Raw genomic sequence first — 18,977 nt, forward strand, 5'->3', positions numbered from 1 at the left:
GCGTGGACAGCCAGCCTCTCTGCGACAAGGTCCGGATGTATGCGCATACAGCTGTTTGAAGAGCACAACGCTAAGAAGAACGCATTTTTGCTGTTTTTGATCACGCTGCTGTTTTGCTTTATCGGCGGACACCTGCGTTTCCCCCAGGAGCTGTCTCTGTTCTGGCCGGTCAACGCAATCGTCACTGGCGTTATCGTCCGTAATCCTTTTCTGCATCAGACCCGCTCTTACCTGGCCATTTTTGCCGCGATGGTATTTAACGACACCGTATTTTCCGGCTGGGCGCTCTCTGCTTTTACCCTCAATCTGGCGAATCTTCTGTTTGTGCTGGTGGCCGCCACGCTGCTGGTAAAGCATCTTCAGCACGACTCCGGCAGTGAGCGTATAACCAGTGTGCTGCGCATTTTTCCGGCCTGTCTGCTGGCTGCGCTGGCCTGTGCCAGCTGGGGAGCGCTGGCACAGCAGGCTGATTTTAATGCCGGACTGGCGGTGGCATGGGGTGACTGGTTCAGCGAGCAGTTCTCAACCGGGCTGATGCTGCTGCCCTTTTTGCTGACGCGCGACTGGTCGTCGCTGTCGCCCCGCCAGTTTCTGCAGATCCGCAAGCTGGCACCGGTCATCGCTGTGATGGTTTCGCTGATGATCGGCGCAATGATGGGCGGCGCGGGCAGCCTGACGCTGCCGGTTCCGGCGCTGGTCTGGTGCGCCATTGTGTTGCCGATGCCGCTGACCAGCCTGGTGATCCTGCTGACCGGCATTACTGAAATCATTCTGGTCTCTCATGGTGTGATGAACATTCAGGGCGACGATAATCTGTTGCCGATTAGCCATCTGACCTCTGCGCGTCTGGGTGTGGCAACCATCGCGATCAGTCCGCTGATCGTGGCTGCAAGCATGGATGCAATCCGCCAGCTTAATCAGCGTCTGGCGCTGCGCGCGAATTACGATTTCCTGACCCGCCTGCTGTCACGTTCCGGTTTATATGAAAGCCTGCGTGCGGAGCCGATTTTCCCGGATCGTAAAGTGGGCGTGATCCTGCTGGATGTCGATTACTTCAAAGCTATTAATGACAATTTTGGTCACGATGCAGGCGACAGCGTGCTGGAAGAGATCGCCCGCCGGATGCAGCGGGTAGTGGGTAAAGCGGGGCGCATCTGTCGCTTTGGCGGAGAGGAGTTTGTGGTGGTGCTGTTCGACCAGAACGCGGAAAAGCTCTATTTTCTGGCGGAGGCAATCCGGCAGAAGATGGCGAAAGAGAAGTTCTGGCTGCAGGGCAGTACGGCCACGGTGACCGTCAGCCTGGGTCTGGCCCATGGCAGTGCCGATGAGGCGACGGAGTGGCATCGCGTGATCAACCGGCTGATCTCCGCGGCGGATAAAAATCTCTATCTGTCGAAGCGCAATGGCCGTAATCAGACTTCGCCGGTTAACTACCGCACGATTACCAGCGACGTGGCATAGCGTCACGTCGCCGTGTCCGGTCAGCTGACGCTGCTTTTCAGGGTGCTGGCCTGCTGGTGGCGTTCAATCGCCAGGTCGATCAGACAACTGATCAAATCCTGATAGCTGAGTCCGGCCGCCTGCCACAGTTTCGGGTACATGCTGATATTGGTGAAGCCGGGCAGGGTATTCACTTCATTGACGATAATTTCGCCGTCATCGGTCAGGAACACATCGACGCGCGCCATGCCAAAGCACTCCAGCGCGGAGAAGGCTTTGATGGCGACGTCACGGATTGCATCGCTGGTTTCCGCTGCAATGGCTGCCGGAACCACCGTCTGCGCACCGCTTTCAGAGATATATTTGGTGTCATAAGAGTAGAAGGCGTCATGCACCACCACCTCGCCGCACGGGCTGGCTTCCGGCGCATCGTTGCCCAGCACCGCGCACTCAATCTCCCGGCCTTTGATACCCTGCTCAATCAGCACTTTGCGGTCAAAGGAGAAGGCCAGCGCCAGCGCAGCATCAAATTCTTCAATGCTATCCACTTTGCTGACGCCAACTGATGACCCCTGGTTGGCAGGTTTGATAAACAGCGGCAGGCCAAAGCGGGCTATCACGGCTTCGGCGTCCAGTTGCGCGCGCTGCGCCTGGGTGACGCTCAGCCATGGCGCGACGTTGAGGCCAGCATCGCGTAGCAGACGTTTGGTGAAATCCTTATCCATGCTGACAGCAGAACCCAGCACGTCAGAGCCGACAAACGGTAATGATGCCATGCGCAGCAGGCCCTGCAGGGAGCCATCTTCACCCAGCGTACCGTGCACGATAGGGAAGATAACGTCGATCTGCGACAGCGGATGGGCGTTGTGGCGGGTGATGATTTGCTGCTGCGTGTTACCCGGCACCAGCGCCACATCTTCAGCGGCGTGATTTAGCGCAATCAGCGCCGGATTTTCAGCGTTCAGTAAGAAGTTCGACGCATCATTCAGACGCCAGTGTCCCTGTTTGTCGATGCCCAGCAACACTACGTCAAACCTGGTTTTGTCGATCGCCTCAAGAATATTTTTGGCCGACTGCAACGACACCTCATGCTCAGCCGATTTGCCGCCAAACACGATCCCTACCCGCAACTTTGTCATCAATTTTGCCTACTGAAAAAATCAAAACCACAAGATAGCATGGGGTTTGCGCGGGAGAACAGGGTGGGGGAGGGAATTGTGGGCTGGGGGAATAGCTTTGCGATTCTGTCGGCGTCAGAGGGTTTAGATGGCATTTCGGCACCTGGTGAGAGTGCTGAAGTGGTGGAGCAGGAGTGTGAACCTGACTGGCGGTCTGGAAACGCTGGTAAGACTGCTATTTTCGCAGCGCTTCAGAAAATGGCTTAGTGAGGTTGAACGCATTTACCCTATTCGAGCGATACGCAATCTGGCATCGTCCAGATGGCGGCGTAATGTCTCAAGGCAAGGCGCGAAACTGGCAGAAAAGCGATCGCAACTGCAGGCTAAAGCATAGAATTTCTCCGCAAGTTCCAGCGCTTCCAGCCAGATATCTCCACTGATTACATCCGACAGTGATGCTGGCCTGAGCTCATTCACGATTGCGCCACCTGCTCTGGGAGCGAACCCCATAGGCAGAACGTCGTAGGCTGGCGCAAGGGAATAGGGGCGGCCGTGACTACTGATGAACGACAGATTTCCGTGGTGCATGTCGGTGTTACCAATTAGCATCCCGAATGCCCAGAGCCGGGCAGTACTGGCAGCAGCCTCAGGATGAACATGCCCCTGCCCGACAAGTTTATTAACCAGAACCGGCCAGATGGCACTGGCATTACCCACAAATTCAGCATCAAGTGCCCTAAGCGAGAAAATGCCGATACGACCCAACAGTCCAGTGCGATCGAATCGGGGGATTTCGAGGAAGCGTTGACCGTTGAAATCAAATATCTCTGTCTTCACACCCAACACCTCTAGTGCAAGATGTTCGGCCAGCAGAAGGTCGCGCCAGCGTTCGCTGACCGGGTTATTGTCCGTGGCCGAGAATTTAACCAGTACATGCCCTTGATCCGTAAAGGTACAGAATTTTGGCTGTTCACCACCTGCAGACGATCCAGGCGCTTCACCGGCACCCGCCGCCAGGGCCAGTGCCGGAAATGTTGTAGCGCGCTCAACCGGAACGGGCTCTGACATCTGTAGGAACCGATCCCGTGCCTGCTCACCTATCAGCAGGTTTCCGATAGCATCATGGCCTTGTGCCAGCAGTGCCCTGACCACTTCAGAGTCGGTCCATTGCTCTGGATTCGCTGGTAAGCCTAATCCAGCGGCATACGTCGATGCATAGGCTCGTCCGAGATACCCCTGTGGGCGCATGTCGAACAGCCACCACGGCAGTCCGTCACTGTGGAGACTTACTTTGTCGTTCTGCTGCATGACAAATCCGTCCGGGCGGACCGGAATCAATTCACCAAGTGGTTTAACGCGGCCCTCATCGCTGATGCGATAGATAGGTGCAGAATTGAATCCACGCCAGGCATCACGTAAAGCATATTGAATAGATGGACCCGCACCGATTCGGATAATCTCATCGCCAAGGCTATTCACTGCACGAGACAGCGTAGGTTGGCTAATGCCTAATTTTTCAATAAGCTGCCTTGCGGTCATGGGACCGTGGTTGAGTAACTGGCGTATCGTTTCGAAGCGATCAGGCATGGTTTGAATGGCTTTATGAATAGATTTATGAATAGGTATTTTAGCAAGGAAAGGGGGGATGATCACTCTTTGTTGGGTATGGATAATCGTCCATATCGCAGAGGGGTCTCAGACAGTTTTCTGCTATTCAGGAAGCATGACTCAAGGCCTTGATTCAACTGGCCTCATCTTTATCTGGGATTCTGTCTGTGTTTTTATCATTCGTTATTTTAAATACAGGTTTGTAGTGAAGACCTGAGATCTTCTTTTTATCTTTTCCTGGTCTTCTATCTCGCTTCCCTGATGTTACTGGCCAGTAGGTAAGTAAATCTGAAAGTACTTCAAGAAAATGATGCATTTGTATTTTCCTGTATTCCAGCCTGCACCTGATTAACTATCTTTGACGTTGCGCATAACCAGAAAGTGAACCACCGACATGGCGATGGTTCGCCTGTGATCACCACGTTAGTTTTTGCTTATCAGCTTTAACATTTTGCTGATACATCATTTCGATAGTAGTGTAATTGCACATATCAATACCCCCTTCGCAATAATCTTTGATGACTCTATCCATGACTTCCCGATCGTCAGCTTTAGTGAGTTTTTTAAAAGCGTTGAGGTTTTGCTGTTCCATCATGCGTAATGTTGTGGGTTGGCACATATCCAGTTGTCCATCGCAATAATCAGCTCTTACCGTACTTTGAATGAAACTTATTACTTCCTGTTTTTGTGCTTCGGATCCATCAAACTCTAACGGATGGATGAAACCAGCATCCGCCGTGAAGGATGACAAAAGTAAAGCTGTCCCGATAAGTATTTTCATTTTGGATTCCTTTTCAAAAAATAAGGGCCAAGACTAATCCGGAATAGTACCGATGGGAACTGAAAATGAACAGAGGGATAGGGTGAGTTAAAAAACACCGCCATTTTATCGCCATTCAGAAAAGCAGACACAAAAAAAGCCACGCTAAAGGTGGCTCTAATCTGCTGATCTCGCAGCTAAAATTTGGTGGCCCCTGCTGGGTTTGAACCAGCGACCAAGCGATTATGAGTCGCCTGCTCTAACCACTGAGCTAAGGGGCCAGCGGAGCGGGGATTATAAAGTATCTCTTCAGGGCAATCCAGCGCTCCGCCACCGGTTGCTGAAATAAGCAGCAGCAATTTAACTGCTGATTTCTATAACAAATCTGGCAACGCGTGAAGCTGAAGTCGGAAAACGGCACGGATAATGCTTCTCCGTACCGTTAACGAAACCGGACTTCAGCCGCGATAAGTTAACGCTGACTCAGTTCTGACGATAGCGAGATGCGGATTTATCTCGTGAAAGGTGAGGAACCATTGCACCACGCGCCCGATCGTAATCGTGCCACATCTGCAGATCCTCCAGCGGCGGAATAGTTACCGCCTCTTTGCTGTCCAGGCCGGCAAGTGCGGCATCCACCATCTCATCAACGTCCATCAGCATCTCAGCCGGGATTTCATTAATCGACTGACCTGCACGGTCGAAAATTTCAGTGCGGGTTGCGCCGGGTAATACGGCCTGTACCTGCACGCCGCTCTCTGCAAGTTCTCGCTGCATGGCGCGCGTTAGAGTCAGCACGTAAGATTTAGTGGCGTTATAGGCGCCATTGAACATCTCGTGCATTAGCGATAGTACCGAGGCGATATTGATAATAATGCCGTGACCGCGTGCTTTGAATGCCCGGCCCGCCGTCTGTGCCAGTCGGGTTGGGGCCAGAATATTTAACGCCAGCATGCTGTTAATGCGTGTGATGTCCGCCGCCAGAAACTCGCCTTCCACGCTCATGCCAGCGTTGTTCAGCAGCAGCGTAATCTCTGGATTGTTCGCCAGCTCTGACTCCACGCGCTTCAGGTCCTGCTCCTCCGTTAAGTCAGCCTTCATCACAGTCACCTTAACAGCGTGCTGCTGCGCCAGTGCATCCGCCAGGGTGGTGAGTCGTACCTGATCCCGGGCGACCAGGATCAGATCATAACCGCGTGCTGCCAGTCGTTTTGCATAAGTCGCGCCGATACCGCTGGATGCGCCGGTGATTAATGCTGTGCCTGATTGTGACATCTTTTCTTCCTCGTATGATGGTCGTCATAATGGCTATAAATATGACGATCATCATATCGGCCGTCAAGCTGGAATATGATGACCGTAATAATTACTATAATAGTCAGAAGCTACCGGGCAGAAACCGAAGGAAATAAGATGGAGAAGCAGAGCAGCAAAGCACAAACGCGGCAGCGTATCCTTGATGAGGCGGCGCGAGTGATGCGTGAAACCGGTACCGAAGGGATCGGTGTGGCGGCGCTGATGAAGCGGGTCGGGCTGACACACGGCGGTTTTTATGCACATTTTGCGTCACGTGAGGAGCTGGTTGAGGAGGTGCTGAAGCATATGTTCGCTGAAGCCGATACCTTTAAGCCCGCTCAGTCCGTGACTCAGCCAGCACAGCAGCTGGCAGACTTTATCGATAGCTATCTATCCGAAGCGCATCGTAATGCACCGGCGCAGGGCTGTCCGCTGGCAGCGCTGGTAAGCGAAGTGGCGCATCTTCCCCAACCGACGCGGCAGATCTTCGCCCAGGGCTTCAGTACGATGCATGCCAGTCTGACGCAGTTGCTGAGTGAGCTGGGGTGGACGGAAGCGGATGCGCTGGCTTCAAGCATGATGGCAGAGATGATTGGTGCGCTGGCACTGGCGCGAGCCTGTCCGGATGCGGAGCAGGCCAGCCTGATGCTGCAACGCAGTCGTGCTGCACTGAAGCAACGTACGCTGGAGGTCGCAGCATGAGTGAACACGCTATCCGCGACATCATCAGTTCCGGGCTTGATGTACTGTTCTGCGGCATTAACCCAGGCCAGTCAACGGCCCATCAGGGGTTCCACTTTGCACATCCTGGCAATCGCTTCTGGAAGGTAATCCATCTGGCGGGATTCACCCGGGAACAGCTGAAACCCGAAGAGGAGCAGCGCCTGACAGAAACTGGCTGCGGGATTACGATGCTGGTTGAGCGGCCCACGGTGCAGGCGAATGAGTTAGCACCTGATGAGCTGCGGGACGGCGGCAAGCGCCTGATGGAAAAGGTGCTGAATTACCAGCCCGCTGCGCTGGCGATTCTGGGTAAAGATGCGTTTCGTCGCGCCTTTAAGCAGAGCAAAGTCGAATGGGGGAAACAGCCGATCTGTATGGGAAAGACGCAGGTGTGGGTGTTGCCGAATCCCAGCGGACTGAATCGCGCATCACTGGACGAAATGGTTGAGGCGTATCGTCAGCTCTGGCTGGAACTGCATCCGGAGAGCAACTGAATCTGCGAAGGGCAGGGGAGAGGTGCTAACAGGCAGGCATAAAAAACCCCGGCGAACCGGGGTTTTTGTCGGACTTAATCGTCGAGGAAGCTACGCAGCACTTCCGAACGGCTCGGATGGCGCAGTTTACGCAGGGCTTTCGCTTCAATCTGACGAATACGCTCACGCGTAACGTCAAACTGTTTGCCCACTTCTTCCAGCGTATGGTCCGTGTTCATATCGATACCGAAACGCATGCGCAGTACTTTCGCTTCACGCGCGGTCAGGCCAGCCAGCACGTCGTGGGTAGCAGAACGCAGGCTCTCTGAGGTAGCAGAATCCAGCGGCAGCTCCAGCGTGGTGTCTTCGATAAAATCGCCCAGATGTGAATCTTCGTCATCACCAATCGGCGTCTCCATCGAGATCGGCTCTTTAGCGATTTTCAGCACTTTGCGGATTTTATCTTCCGGCATCAGCATACGCTCAGCCAGCTCTTCCGGCGTCGGTTCACGGCCCATCTCCTGCAGCATCTGGCGCGAAATACGGTTGAGCTTGTTGATGGTCTCAATCATATGCACCGGAATACGGATGGTACGTGCCTGGTCAGCGATAGAGCGGGTGATAGCCTGACGGATCCACCAGGTAGCATAGGTCGAGAACTTGTAACCACGGCGATATTCAAACTTATCTACCGCTTTCATCAGGCCGATATTACCTTCCTGAATCAGGTCGAGGAACTGCAGACCGCGGTTGGTATATTTCTTGGCAATCGAAATAACAAGACGCAGGTTCGCTTCCACCATCTCTTTCTTGGCGCGACGGGCCTTAGCTTCACCGATCGACATGCGACGGTTAATGTCTTTAACCTGCTCAATGGTCAGGCCGGTCTCTTCTTCAACCTGTGCCAGTTTCTGCAGGGAACGCATTACGTCATCCTGCACTTCCAGCAGCTTCTCAGACCACGGCTTGTTCATGGCCAGTGCGGCTTTGAACCAGCTTTCGTTGGTTTCGTTACCGGTAAACAGCGTGATAAAGTTTTTCTTTGGCATTTTGCACAGCTCAATACAGAGCTTCATGATCAGACGTTCCTGGGTACGGACACGTTCCATCATGGTGCGCATGCTGCCTACCAGGTAGTCGAACTGCTTCGGTACCAGGCGGAACTGCTTGAAGACGTCGGAGAGGTTCTGGATTTCGGCAACAGCAGCAGCATGACTGCGACCTTTGCTTTTAATCACGTCGCGGGTGGTTTCATACTGCTTACGCAGGTCAGAAAACTTCTCGCGCGCCAGTTCCGGGTCGATAGAGTTATCGTCGTCGGAGCTGTCATCATCCTCTTCATCTTCTTCATCGTCGTCGTTACGATCGGCTTCAGAAAGTTCAGAACCCACGTGCGTTGCCGTCGGGGCCAGATCTTCTTCTGCATTAGGATCGACGAAACCCGTGATCAGATCGGAGAGGCGTGATTCACCTGCTTCAACTTTGTCGTATTGATCCAGAAGATAAGTAATCGCTTCAGGGTATTCGGCTACAGAACACTGAACCTGGTTGATACCGTCTTCAATACGCTTGGCGATGTCGATTTCGCCTTCGCGCGTCAGCAGTTCAACGGTACCCATTTCACGCATATACATGCGAACCGGGTCAGTGGTGCGCCCGATTTCAGATTCAACGCTGGATAACACCTGAGCGGCAGCTTCCGCGGCATCTTCGTCAGTATCGGAGCTGTTTTCATTCAGCATCAGATCGTCGGCATCCGGGGCTTCTTCAACCACCTGAATACCCATGTCGTTAATCATCTGGATGATGTCTTCGATCTGATCTGAGTCGACGATATCTTCCGGCAGATGGTCATTGACCTCAGCATAGGTCAGATAGCCTTGCTCCTTACCACGGGTGACAAGAAGCTTGAGCTGTGACTGCGGGTTTTGCTCCATAAGACGGTATCCACACTTCTGTTAAATTAGATTGGTGTCGGTCGGCAGCGCGCCAACAATAGCAGTGAAGGCGTTTAATTCTTGCCGCTGCCTTCGTCGCGGCGTGGGCTTTGCCCAACAGTAATCGGCACTTAAGCCGCTTGTATAAATTTTTGGTGGTGCAGGCCTGGCTTACTCGCCATTCTGCTTCCCGGCAGTGCTCGCTCTCCTCACGTACTTCAGTACGCTCTGGGAGCTGTGCGCTGGCGGTAGACAGACTGGCTTCGACGCCTTGCCTTAAAACAGCCACGCCGCCCTTGGTCAGAACGGGCAGCGTGCAAAATTATTTCCTGGCAAACGCCTGACTGAGTGTCCAGAGTTCACGGCGCTCATCGGCGCTCAGTCCCTGGGTGCGCTCACGCGCAATCAAAAATTCCAGGCGCTCTTCAAGAGCAGAATCGTAGATGCTGGCCAGCGAGTCCTGAAACACCGCTTCGACTTCTTCATCTACTATCATGTGGTTCCAGATCGCCAGCGTTTCAAGCGTCTGACTAAAATTTGTTCCGCGATATAACTCTAGTAGCTGTCCGGTGGTCAATCCAGGATTCTCAGTACAACGACCCACTAACTCAATAAATAGCGGTAAACCCGGCATTTTTGACTCAGACAGCCCATCAAGCGAAGGTACCAGGGTCGCCAGCTGCGGGTTCTGAATCAGCAATGCTACCAGCACACGCATGGTGGTCCGTTTCAGCGGTGGCGCAACCGGCGCCGTTCCGCTTGCGGCCAGCTTTGGCATCAGCTTTTCAAGCTGATTGTCGTCAAGAATACCGAGCTTGTTCCCCAGTTCCTGACGCATATAAATACGTAACGTCTCACCGGGGATCTGCGTTATCAGCGGTAAAGCCAGCGTGCTCAGACGCGCTTTTCCGTCGCGTGAGCTCAAATCAACCTGCGGCAGCAGGCTATCAAACAAAAACGAAGAGAGCGGCATCGCCTGCTCCATCCTCGCTTCGAAGGCGGCTTTACCCTCTTTGCGTACCAGCGTATCCGGGTCTTCACCATCGGGTAAAAACATAAAGCGTAGCTGACGACCATCATTCATGTAAGGCAATGCGGTCTCAAGCGCACGCCATGCTGCTTCACGACCCGCCCTGTCGCCGTCGTAACAGCAGATCACGGTGTCGGTACTGCGAAACAGCAACTGAATGTGTTCAGCCGTGGTGGAGGTGCCTAACGACGCAACAGCATAATCAATGCCGTACTGCGCCAGCGCAACCACGTCCATGTATCCCTCGACCACTAACAGGCGGGCGGGTTCAGGATGGTTCTTAACTGCTTCATACAGGCCATAAAGCTGGCGGCCTTTATGGAAAATAGGGGTTTCCGGTGAGTTCAGATACTTCGGCGTATCGTTACCCAGTACGCGGCCACCAAAACCGATGACGCGTCCGCGTTTATCGCGGATCGGAAACATGACGCGGTCGCGAAACCGGTCATAGGTACGGCCTTTGTCATTGCTGACCAGCATGCCCGCTTCCATCAACGATTCGCGGTCTTCCGATTGCTTACCAAAACGCTTGAGAACATTATCCCAGCCGGCTGGCGCGTAACCTATGGCGAAATGATTGATGATGTCGGCGCTCAGACCACGACGATCAAGATAGTCGCGTGCTGGCTGCGCACTGGATTGCTGCAGACCCTGCTGATAAAAACCGTTCAGGTTCTCCATCAGCTGATACAGGCTCTGGCGCTGATGGCGTTCCATCTGGCTGGGCCCGCTGCCTGCTTCGTAAGGCACGTCTAAACCGTGGGATGTGGCTAACTCTTCAATACTTTCAACAAACTCCAGACGATCAAAGTTCATTAAAAAGTCGATAGCGTTGCCGTGTGCACCACAGCCGAAACAGTGATAGAACTGCTTTTCGCCGTTTACGGTGAAAGAGGGCGTTTTTTCATTATGGAAAGGACAGCACGCATGGAAATTCTTACCCTGCTTTTTCAGCTTAACGCGGGCATCGATAAGATCCACGATATCCGTGCGGGCAAGTAAATCATTGATAAATACGCGTGGAATTCGTCCAGCCATACGCCCCAGATTTTCAGCTCATAAACGGCAACAAGCCGCGCTTCCTTTCGGAAAGCACGGCCTTTTACTTGACTCTGTCTGCGTGAATCACGCGGTGGAGGCGAACCTCCGGAACGACTTAGTACAGACGAGTGCGGCGTGCGTTTTCGCGAGCCAGTTTCTTGGCGTGACGCTTAACTGCTGACGCTTTAGCGCGCTTACGTTCGGTAGTCGGTTTTTCATAGAACTCACGACGACGAACTTCAGCCAGAACGCCTGCTTTCTCGCATGAACGCTTGAAGCGACGCAGTGCTACGTCAAATGGCTCGTTTTCACGTACTTTAATTACCGGCATGTAACTCTCACCTCGATAAAATTCGGTTTTGCTGCTGACTGCGGCGCCAGCACATTTCAAAATGGTGCAGCATTTTACTCCAACTCATGTTGGTTTGTAAAGCACCATGGATAATTTGAAACCAACAGGAGCGTTTGCCTGTGCGGCTGCCGGTTTTTCCAGGGGCGGGAGTATAGCGCACTCTTTAGCCGACAGAAAATGACTTTTTACGCGGGATGCCCGCGCTGCACATCCCATTGCTGTGATAAACTGCGCGCCGCAAGAATGAGGTGATGCAATGCGAATTCTGGGTATTGAAACGTCGTGCGATGAAACCGGCATCGCAATCTATGATGACGAGGCTGGATTACTGGCTAACCAGCTCTACAGCCAGGTAAAACTGCACGCCGATTATGGTGGTGTGGTGCCGGAACTGGCCTCACGCGATCACGTGCGTAAAACCGTGCCACTGATTCAGGCGGCGCTGAAAGAGGCGGGGCTTGAACCGCAACAGATTGATGCCGTGGCTTACACAGCCGGTCCCGGACTGGTGGGTGCGCTGCTGGTCGGTGCCACCATTGGCCGCGCGCTGGCGTTTGCGTGGAAAGTGCCTGCCGTGCCGGTTCATCATATGGAAGGCCACCTGCTGGCACCGATGCTGGAAGAGAATCCACCGGAATTTCCGTTTGTCGCACTGCTGGTCTCCGGCGGACATACCCAGCTGATTAGCGTCACCGGTGTCGGTGAATATGAATTGCTGGGTGAATCGATCGATGATGCAGCGGGCGAAGCCTTTGATAAGACGGCGAAGCTGCTGGGTCTGGATTATCCGGGCGGGCCGATGCTGTCGAAGATGGCGCAGCAGGGCACGGCAGGGCGTTTCACCTTCCCGCGTCCGATGACCGATCGTCCGGGCCTGGACTTCAGCTTCTCCGGCCTGAAAACCTTTGCCGCGAATACGATTCGCGGCAATCCTGATGATGCACAGACCCGTGCTGACATCGCCCGCGCCTTTGAAGATGCGGTGGTGGATACGCTGTCGATCAAATGTAAGCGCGCGCTGGATCAGACCGGCTTTAAGCGTCTGGTCATTGCCGGTGGCGTCAGCGCTAACCGCACACTGCGCGAGCAGATGGCGGTCATGATGCAAAAGCGCGGCGGCGAAGTGTTTTACGCCCGCCCGGAGTTCTGTACCGACAACGGTGCGATGATCGCGTATGCGGGCATGGTGCGGTTAAAAGGCGGAACGCGGGGCGGGTTAAGCGTCAGCGTGCGACCGCGCTGGCCGCTGGCGGAGTTGCCTGCCATCTGACGTAAAAAAAGCCGGCTCAACAGCCTGAATGAGAGTGCATCTGGCCGCAACGGATAAGCTCAACACGCAGGGAACTGGGTCAGAAGAGGAAAGCGTCACGCGCCATGGATGGCGCGGGCCGAGCGGTCAGGGATGACGGCTTTTGTATCTTTCCGATCTGACCCTGTTTCCTGAGCAGTGCCGGTCGCACAGCCACAGTTTTTGGACACCCTATTGCCGGCTTTTTTTATGGCTGAGATTTCTTTTTGCGCTTCCAGATTTTGCCTTCCTGACCGCGCCACAGCCGCTGAATATTATCGTGATGACGCAGCAGGATCAGACAGGAGAGCATGGACACCGGAAAGGTAAACTGCGGTTTGAACCACCAGACATAGAATGGCGCGATCAGTGCACTGACAATCGCTCCCAGCGAGGAATAGCCACTGAGTAAAACCGTGAGCAGCCAGGTGCCGGTGACCAGCCCGGTTAAGTCCCAGCCAATCGGCGCAATCGCGCCAAATGCCGTTGCCACACCTTTGCCACCGCGGAAGTGAAAGAACACCGGGTAGATATGTCCGAGACAGGCGGCAATGGCGGTCAGGCCAAGATAGAGCGGCGTCACGTGCATCAGATAAGCCAGCCAGACCGGCACCATCCCCTTCAGCACATCAAACACTAATACGCTGGCTGCTGCGGCTTTACCGCCCAGACGCAGTACGTTGGTGGCACCGGGATTACCGGAACCGTGTGTGCGGGGATCGGGCAGGCCAGCGAGTTTGCAAACCAGAATTGCACTGGAAATCGAACCGCAAAGATACGCGAAAATAATCATACCAAGCGCGAAAGCACTCATAACACCGTACCGTTCCCTTTAGGGTCGTTTTGATCTCATCAACCGTGGATAATACGCATAATCCGCCGGAAGTGGTATCCGGCTTAGCCAAAAACAGAGACCCTCATCATGGATATCGTATTTATAGAACAACTCACGGTGTTCACCACCATTGGCGTTTACGACTGGGAACAGGGTATACAGCAGAAGCTGGTGCTCGATGTCGAAATGGCCTGGGATAACCGTCTGGCGGCCAGCAGCGACGATGTGAAAGATTGTCTCAGCTATGCCGATGTCTCCTCGGCGATTCTGACCCATCTGAACGGGGGGCGTTTTGCCCTGGTCGAGCGGGTGGCTGAAGAAATCGCGGATCTGTTGATGAACCGTTTCAATTCGCCTGGCGTACGCATAAAGGTAAGCAAACCGGGCGCTGTAGCCCAGGCGGCGCAGGTTGGCGTGCGAATTGAGCGCGGGACTATTCCTAAATAAATACGATGTGATTGCCATCACAATGAAACCAAACCAAATTACTGTCTGTCATAGCGTGGACCGTTTCGTTACAGCAGGCGAAACGGAGCGGACCTTAAGGTTTAATTCAGGCTAATTGCGGCATGATTTCAGGCGATAGCAACGCGCTACCGCCTTTTTAATGGTTTTGAAACGGATAGAGGGAACATTTGATGGCAGATATTCATCAGCTTTGGGTAGCTGCAATCCTGGGCGTTGTGGAAGGGCTGACCGAATTTTTACCGGTCTCTTCCACGGGGCACATGATTATAGTGGGTCACCTGCTGGGCTTTGAAGGTGAAAAAGCCGAGACCTTTGAAGTTGTGATCCAGTTAGGATCGATTCTGGCTGTAGTAGTGATGTTCTGGCGCCGTCTGTTTGGCCTGATCGGCATTCATTTTGGCGAAGTCAAACATGAAGGTGTCGGCACCGGGCGTCTGTCGCTGATCCATATCCTGCTGGGTATGGTACCGGCGGTAGTTGTGGGTCTGGTGCTGCACGATCAGATCAAAACGCTGTTCAATCCGATCAACGTGATGTACGCGCTGGTGGTGGGTGGTGTGCTGCTGCTGGCCGCAGAGTATCTCAAGCCAAAACAGCCGAAAGCTGTCGGCGTCGATGATATTACCTATCGTCAGGCCTTCATGATTGGCTGTTTCCAGTGCTTAGCGCTGTGGCCGGGCTTCTCACGTTCTGGTGCAACCATCTCCGGCGGGATGCTGATGGGTGTGAGCCGCTATGCCGCGTCAGAGTTCTCCTTCATCCTGGCGGTGCCAATGATGATGGGTGCGACCGTACTGGACATGTACAAGAGCATCGGCTTCCTGACCATGGCAGACTTTCCGATGTTCGCCGTGGGCTTCGTAACGGCATTTATCGTGGCGCTGATTGCGATTAAAGCCTTCCTTGAGCTGATCAAACGCATCTCGTTTGTCTCGTTCGCCATTTACCGCTTTATCGTGGCGGCAGCGGTTTACATGATCTTCATGTAAACCCGTGGCAGCCTGCTAGTCAGGCTGCCCGATCGCCAGACCCTGAGCGACGGCGGCAATACGTCGTCGCGTCATCTCTTCCCGCACTTCCATCCCTTTGAATCCCGCTTCGACAACCGCTTTGGTCGGCACCGCCTGCGCCAGCGCAAAAGCACGACGCAGATAGTCGCCCTGCGGATAAGGCATACTCTCCAGCCCGGCACGTCCGCGCGCATCCGCTTCGCTGGTCAGCGCCATCTGCTCAACGCGCTGCGGCTTACGCCAGGCATCGATGCGGTCAAACAGCGCTACCAGTGACGCCGCAGATTGCCGCTCAATGGTGTGCACAATGTCGTGAAACTCGGTCACGATCAGCGCCAGATCGCGAATTGCATTGGGCACCCGCAGTCGCTGGCACAGCGCCTCGACCAGCGGAACGCCTGCCAGACCATGACCGTGGTGGCTCGGCCACAGCTCAGGGGGTGTCAGCGCTTTACCGACGTCATGAAACAGTGTGGCGAAGCGCACATCGATCTCACTGGAGAGCGCGGCGGCCATCGCCAGCGTCATCAGCGTATGTACACCGGTGTCGATCTCCGGGTGCCACTTAATCGGTGCAGGAATACCAAACAGATTATCCAGCTCGGGAAACAGCACCTGCAGCGCACCGCAGTCGCGCAGCACCTGAAAATAGACCTGCGGATTGCGTGAACTCAGCGCTTTTTCCGTCTCTTTCCACACCCGTTCGGCAGTGAGATTCGATAGCTCACCGCTTTCGGCCATCAGCTGCATCAGCTGCTGGGTTTCGGGGGCAATACGGAAGTTGAGATGGGCAAAACGCGCAGCAAAGCGCGCGACGCGCAACACACGCAGCGGGTCTTCACTGAAGGCTTCCGAGACGTGACGCAGCAGGCGCTGGGCAATATCACGCTGGCCGTTGTAGGGATCAACCAGCTCGCCGTTTTCATCCTGTGCGATGGCATTGATGGTCAGATCGCGGCGCTGTAAGTCCTGCTCCAGCGTCACGTCGGGCGCAGACCAGGTGACAAAGCCGGTGTAGCCTTTCCCGTTTTTCCGCTCGGTCCGGGCCAGCGCATACTCTTCGCGACTGACGGGATGCAGGAAAACGGGAAAATCGCGACCGACCTGTTGATAGCCCTGCTCAAGCATGGCTTCGGGCGTGGAGCCCGTTACCACCCAATCTTTGTCTGTAACCGGCAGATTCAGCAGCGCATCACGCACCGCTCCGCCAACAAGAAACGTCTTCACGCAAAACTCCAGAGAAAAAGAAATGACCTGCACGCCGGGCGTATCCCGCGCCTGAAATCAGCGGTGCATCTCATTTTATTGTTGCACAGATTCCCCGGATTGCAGACATGCCAAAAGGGGGATCCTGCGATCCCCTGCTTAAACCCGACAGAAGGGGGTCAGTTCATCCAGCGATCGCTTTTCTTACGGCGCGGCAGCATGTGCGGCAGTAAGAGTCCCAGCAGCAGGCCAACACCCAGCACACCGCCGCCATACATAAACCACTGCATGATTATGGTGCGCTGCTTGTCATCCAGCTGAACGTTGGCGGCGCTGACTTTCTTCTGGGCGACGATCAGCTCATTTTTCAGCTTCTGATTCTCGCCTTTCAGCCCGTTGATCACGCCGTCGCTGCTGGCGACTTTGTTCTGCATCTCAGCAGTCCGCTGGTTCCAGCTGTTGTCAATGTTATCCAGCTTGGCCGTCAGATCTTTCACCTGCTGCTCAAGCTGCGGCACCCGGGTGCGCAGGCTCGGATTGGCGCTGAGCTGCGACAGGGGGATCCAGGTGGTGCGGCCTTCCGAATCACGGATCTGGCCATAATGGGTGTCATTGTTAGTCTGTAGCAGCTGCACCTCTTCCCCGGCGTTCAGCTTACCGAGCAGGCGGAACTGATCGCCCGGCCCGCTGCGGACCCAGGTTGAGAGTTCATCAGAAACATAGCGTTTTTCGTCGGCATGGGCAGGTGCAAGGGTGCTGAGGGCCAGCAAAGTGAGTCCAGCGAGTGTGATTTTTTTCATTCGATTTCGTTTGGCTTAGTCTGACTTAAAATTTACCGGCACAGTCTGGAGAGGCCTCGCATAAATCTGAATGAGAACTATCCTGGTCTCATGAGAGTGCGAAAAGGTCTGCGAAAGAGCAAAGAAAGCAGAGACAGCGCGGCTTCTGTGCATTAATCTTCGCCTGATAACCCCTTGCCCTCCAGGCGGCAGCGTGAGTAACCTGCTGATAATCGCCTGAAATATGCAGGAAAAACCCTCTTAAGTGCCAGCGGCGTAGTGAATAAAAAATTATGACCATCGAAATCGAACTAAAGTTCATTGCAACTCCACAGGCAGCCGGGAAACTGGCTGAACTGCTCTCCACTCTGCCGCATCAGCATCAGGCTGCTCGCGAGCTGACCAACATCTACTTCGAAACGGACGACAACCAGCTTCGGCGCTGGGACACGGGATTACGTATCCGTGGCGTCGACCAGCGTTATGAAATGACGCTGAAAGCGGCGGGGCAGACGCTCGGCGGCCTGCATCAGCGTCCGGAATATAACGTTGAGCTCAGCGAGCCGGTGCTGGATATTGCGCGCCTGCCCGCAGAGATCTGGCCTAAGGGCACCGATGTCGCGGCGTTGCAACAGCGGTTACAGCCGCTATTCACCACCCATTTCCAGCGCGAAATCTGGCTGATCACCACAGGCAACAGTGAAATTGAAGTCGCATTTGATCAGGGCGCGGTCACGGCGGGTGAGCTTAGCGAACCGCTGTGCGAGATCGAACTGGAGCTTAAAAGTGGCGAACGCCAGGATCTGCTGGCCTTTGCGCAGCAGCTGGTGGCGCTGGGCGGTCTGCGTATGGGCAGCCTGAGCAAAGCCGCCCGCGGTTATCAGCTGGCGCAGGGTAATCCGCCGCGCCAGATTGAGGCTTTCCCGCTGCTGAAAGCAGGTGCTAAAGCGACCGTTGAGCAGGGCATGATCGCTGCAATGTCGGCGGGGCTGCGTCACTGGCAATACCATGAAGAAGTCTGGCTGCGCGGCAACGCGGCGGCGCAGGATGCGGTGCGCGAAGCGCTGGATCTGCTGCGTCAGGCGTTCAGCCTGTTTGGTGCGCTGGTGCCACGCAAAGCCAGCAGTGCTCTGCGTCAGCAACTGACCACGCTGGAAGAGACGCTGGTAAACGAAGAGCAGGAGGCGGCGACGTTTTGCTTATCTTCTCTCTCGGTTGAAACGCAGCTGGCGCTGACCCACTGGCTGGCGGAGTCTCAGTGGCGTCAGTGGATCGATGCCAAAGGAGAAGCCAAGCTGCAGGGTTCGTTTAAGCGTTTCAGCGACATCATGCTGAGTCGCGTCAATGCTGACCTGAGAGAGACGTTCGTCACGGTCAAACAGCCCAATGAGTATCAGGACAAAGCCACGCGTCTGGCGCGCCAGCTGCTGACGGTGCATCTGCTGGCCGGATCTTACCCTGCAGAAACGGTGATGAGCTGGCTGGAACCCTGGCAGCAACTGCTGTCGGCGATTCATGAAAAGCAGTCATCCGGATTAGCCTGGCTGACGTCGCAGGCACTGAAACAGCAGCCATTCTGGCTCACCAGCGGCGCTGGCCGCTAACGGGTAATT

18 protein-coding genes and 1 tRNA gene are annotated in these 18,977 nt (G+C 54.7%); 7 read left to right on the forward strand and 12 right to left on the reverse strand.

Annotated elements, in window-relative coordinates; translation table 11 throughout:
• The first annotated feature begins 39 nt into the window (after positions 1 to 39).
• On the forward strand, positions 40 to 1,461 hold the full coding sequence (locus tag EGO56_RS03090) for a GGDEF domain-containing protein (protein ID WP_033733958.1): 1,422 nt from the start codon (positions 40 to 42) through the stop codon (positions 1,459 to 1,461).
• Positions 1,462 to 1,481: 20 nt separating this feature from the next.
• Here EGO56_RS03090 and ddlA read toward each other — a convergent pair whose 3' ends face one another.
• The 6 genes from ddlA to EGO56_RS03120 all read right to left on the reverse strand — a co-directional run bounded on the left by ddlA (position 1,482) and on the right by EGO56_RS03120 (position 6,201).
• A complete protein-coding gene (ddlA, locus tag EGO56_RS03095; RefSeq protein WP_135907662.1) occupies positions 1,482 to 2,579 on the reverse strand; it encodes a D-alanine--D-alanine ligase in 1,098 nt (365 codons plus the stop codon).
• A gap of 261 nt (positions 2,580 to 2,840) precedes the next feature.
• The gene (gene yjjJ / locus EGO56_RS03100) at positions 2,841 to 4,145 is read right to left on the reverse strand and encodes a type II toxin-antitoxin system HipA family toxin YjjJ (RefSeq protein WP_135910516.1); all 1,305 of its coding nucleotides are present in this window, start codon (positions 4,143 to 4,145) and stop codon (positions 2,841 to 2,843) included.
• 154 nt (positions 4,146 to 4,299) lie between these two features.
• Positions 4,300 to 4,482 carry a hypothetical protein gene (locus tag EGO56_RS03105; protein WP_135907663.1) on the reverse strand — a complete coding sequence of 61 codons (183 nt, stop codon included), beginning with the start codon at positions 4,480 to 4,482 and terminating at the stop codon, positions 4,300 to 4,302.
• Between the two features lie 99 nt (positions 4,483 to 4,581).
• Positions 4,582 to 4,947: a hypothetical protein gene (locus EGO56_RS03110; protein WP_135907664.1), complete on the reverse strand. Its 366-nt coding sequence runs from the start codon at positions 4,945 to 4,947 to the stop codon at positions 4,582 to 4,584.
• Between the two features lie 184 nt (positions 4,948 to 5,131).
• Positions 5,132 to 5,207 (reverse strand) — tRNA-Ile (locus EGO56_RS03115).
• Between the two features lie 202 nt (positions 5,208 to 5,409).
• Complete coding sequence (locus tag EGO56_RS03120; RefSeq protein WP_135907665.1) at positions 5,410 to 6,201, reverse strand: SDR family NAD(P)-dependent oxidoreductase; 792 nt, start codon at positions 6,199 to 6,201, stop codon at positions 5,410 to 5,412.
• Between the two features lie 138 nt (positions 6,202 to 6,339).
• Between EGO56_RS03120 and EGO56_RS03125 the strand changes: the two genes are divergently transcribed.
• Together EGO56_RS03125 and mug are read left to right on the forward strand one after the other, a co-directional pair.
• Entirely contained in the window at positions 6,340 to 6,924 is a 585-nt protein-coding gene (locus EGO56_RS03125; RefSeq protein ID WP_135907666.1) for a TetR/AcrR family transcriptional regulator, read from the forward strand.
• The gene (mug, locus tag EGO56_RS03130) at positions 6,921 to 7,439 is read left to right on the forward strand and encodes a G/U mismatch-specific DNA glycosylase (protein WP_098052333.1); all 519 of its coding nucleotides are present in this window, start codon (positions 6,921 to 6,923) and stop codon (positions 7,437 to 7,439) included. The genes EGO56_RS03125 and mug overlap by 4 nt, the downstream gene beginning before the upstream one ends.
• A gap of 74 nt (positions 7,440 to 7,513) precedes the next feature.
• Here mug and rpoD read toward each other — a convergent pair whose 3' ends face one another.
• From rpoD to rpsU, 3 genes are all read right to left on the reverse strand, one after another.
• A complete protein-coding gene (gene rpoD, locus EGO56_RS03135; RefSeq protein WP_013359071.1) occupies positions 7,514 to 9,355 on the reverse strand; it encodes an RNA polymerase sigma factor RpoD in 1,842 nt (613 codons plus the stop codon).
• Positions 9,356 to 9,677: 322 nt separating this feature from the next.
• Positions 9,678 to 11,423, reverse strand: a complete 1,746-nt coding sequence (gene dnaG, locus EGO56_RS03140; protein ID WP_135907667.1) for a DNA primase — start codon at positions 11,421 to 11,423, stop codon at positions 9,678 to 9,680.
• A gap of 118 nt (positions 11,424 to 11,541) precedes the next feature.
• Entirely contained in the window at positions 11,542 to 11,757 is a 216-nt protein-coding gene (gene rpsU / locus EGO56_RS03145; RefSeq protein ID WP_001144069.1) for a 30S ribosomal protein S21, read from the reverse strand.
• Between the two features lie 277 nt (positions 11,758 to 12,034).
• Here rpsU and tsaD point away from each other — a divergent pair, with 277 nt between their 5' ends.
• Positions 12,035 to 13,048: a tRNA (adenosine(37)-N6)-threonylcarbamoyltransferase complex transferase subunit TsaD gene (gene tsaD, locus EGO56_RS03150; protein WP_135907668.1), complete on the forward strand. Its 1,014-nt coding sequence runs from the start codon at positions 12,035 to 12,037 to the stop codon at positions 13,046 to 13,048.
• A 226-nt stretch (positions 13,049 to 13,274) separates the two neighbouring features.
• On the opposite strand, the gene plsY is transcribed toward tsaD, so the two are convergent.
• A complete protein-coding gene (gene plsY / locus EGO56_RS03155; protein WP_098052336.1) occupies positions 13,275 to 13,880 on the reverse strand; it encodes a glycerol-3-phosphate 1-O-acyltransferase PlsY in 606 nt (201 codons plus the stop codon).
• Positions 13,881 to 13,988: 108 nt separating this feature from the next.
• Between plsY and folB the strand changes: the two genes are divergently transcribed.
• Together folB and bacA are read left to right on the forward strand one after the other, a co-directional pair.
• Positions 13,989 to 14,348, forward strand: a complete 360-nt coding sequence (gene folB / locus EGO56_RS03160) for a bifunctional dihydroneopterin aldolase/7,8-dihydroneopterin epimerase (protein WP_013359068.1) — start codon at positions 13,989 to 13,991, stop codon at positions 14,346 to 14,348.
• 191 nt (positions 14,349 to 14,539) lie between these two features.
• Positions 14,540 to 15,358, forward strand: coding sequence for an undecaprenyl-diphosphate phosphatase (gene bacA / locus EGO56_RS03165; protein WP_013359067.1), 819 nt, complete (start codon positions 14,540 to 14,542; stop codon positions 15,356 to 15,358).
• Between the two features lie 15 nt (positions 15,359 to 15,373).
• On the opposite strand, the gene EGO56_RS03170 is transcribed toward bacA, so the two are convergent.
• A complete protein-coding gene (locus EGO56_RS03170) occupies positions 15,374 to 16,606 on the reverse strand; it encodes a multifunctional CCA addition/repair protein (protein WP_135907669.1) in 1,233 nt (410 codons plus the stop codon).
• A 158-nt stretch (positions 16,607 to 16,764) separates the two neighbouring features.
• On the reverse strand, positions 16,765 to 17,385 hold the full coding sequence (locus EGO56_RS03175) for a TIGR04211 family SH3 domain-containing protein (RefSeq protein ID WP_008925741.1): 621 nt from the start codon (positions 17,383 to 17,385) through the stop codon (positions 16,765 to 16,767).
• Positions 17,386 to 17,657: 272 nt separating this feature from the next.
• Between EGO56_RS03175 and EGO56_RS03180 the strand changes: the two genes are divergently transcribed.
• Positions 17,658 to 18,968 (forward strand): CYTH domain-containing protein, encoded by a 1,311-nt coding sequence (locus EGO56_RS03180; protein WP_135907670.1) that lies wholly within the window; start codon positions 17,658 to 17,660, stop codon positions 18,966 to 18,968.
• Positions 18,969 to 18,977 lie beyond the last annotated feature (9 nt).

This window comes from Pantoea vagans (genome assembly GCF_004792415.1).
Classification (GTDB): Bacteria; Pseudomonadota; Gammaproteobacteria; order Enterobacterales; family Enterobacteriaceae; genus Pantoea; species Pantoea vagans.

Excerpts from the sequence above, each read along its gene's own strand:
- EGO56_RS03105 (WP_135907663.1), bottom strand. The coding sequence starts at position 4,482 with ATGCATCATTTTCTTGAAGTACTTTCAGATTTACTTACCTACTGGCCA.
- dnaG (WP_135907667.1), bottom strand. The coding sequence starts at position 11,423 with ATGGCTGGACGAATTCCACGCGTATTTATCAATGATTTACTTGCCCGC.
- EGO56_RS03175 (WP_008925741.1), bottom strand. The coding sequence starts at position 17,385 with ATGAAAAAAATCACACTCGCTGGACTCACTTTGCTGGCCCTCAGCACC.
- EGO56_RS03110 (WP_135907664.1), bottom strand. The coding sequence starts at position 4,947 with ATGAAAATACTTATCGGGACAGCTTTACTTTTGTCATCCTTCACGGCG.
- plsY (WP_098052336.1), bottom strand. The coding sequence starts at position 13,880 with ATGAGTGCTTTCGCGCTTGGTATGATTATTTTCGCGTATCTTTGCGGT.
- ddlA (WP_135907662.1), bottom strand. The coding sequence starts at position 2,579 with ATGACAAAGTTGCGGGTAGGGATCGTGTTTGGCGGCAAATCGGCTGAG.
- EGO56_RS03120 (WP_135907665.1), bottom strand. The coding sequence starts at position 6,201 with ATGTCACAATCAGGCACAGCATTAATCACCGGCGCATCCAGCGGTATC.
- rpoD (WP_013359071.1), bottom strand. The coding sequence starts at position 9,355 with ATGGAGCAAAACCCGCAGTCACAGCTCAAGCTTCTTGTCACCCGTGGT.
- folB (WP_013359068.1), top strand. The coding sequence starts at position 13,989 with ATGGATATCGTATTTATAGAACAACTCACGGTGTTCACCACCATTGGC.
- EGO56_RS03180 (WP_135907670.1), top strand. The coding sequence starts at position 17,658 with ATGACCATCGAAATCGAACTAAAGTTCATTGCAACTCCACAGGCAGCC.
- EGO56_RS03125 (WP_135907666.1), top strand. The coding sequence starts at position 6,340 with ATGGAGAAGCAGAGCAGCAAAGCACAAACGCGGCAGCGTATCCTTGAT.
- bacA (WP_013359067.1), top strand. The coding sequence starts at position 14,540 with ATGGCAGATATTCATCAGCTTTGGGTAGCTGCAATCCTGGGCGTTGTG.
- rpsU (WP_001144069.1), bottom strand. The coding sequence starts at position 11,757 with ATGCCGGTAATTAAAGTACGTGAAAACGAGCCATTTGACGTAGCACTG.
- tsaD (WP_135907668.1), top strand. The coding sequence starts at position 12,035 with ATGCGAATTCTGGGTATTGAAACGTCGTGCGATGAAACCGGCATCGCA.
- yjjJ (WP_135910516.1), bottom strand. The coding sequence starts at position 4,145 with ATGCCTGATCGCTTCGAAACGATACGCCAGTTACTCAACCACGGTCCC.
- EGO56_RS03090 (WP_033733958.1), top strand. The coding sequence starts at position 40 with ATGCGCATACAGCTGTTTGAAGAGCACAACGCTAAGAAGAACGCATTT.
- mug (WP_098052333.1), top strand. The coding sequence starts at position 6,921 with ATGAGTGAACACGCTATCCGCGACATCATCAGTTCCGGGCTTGATGTA.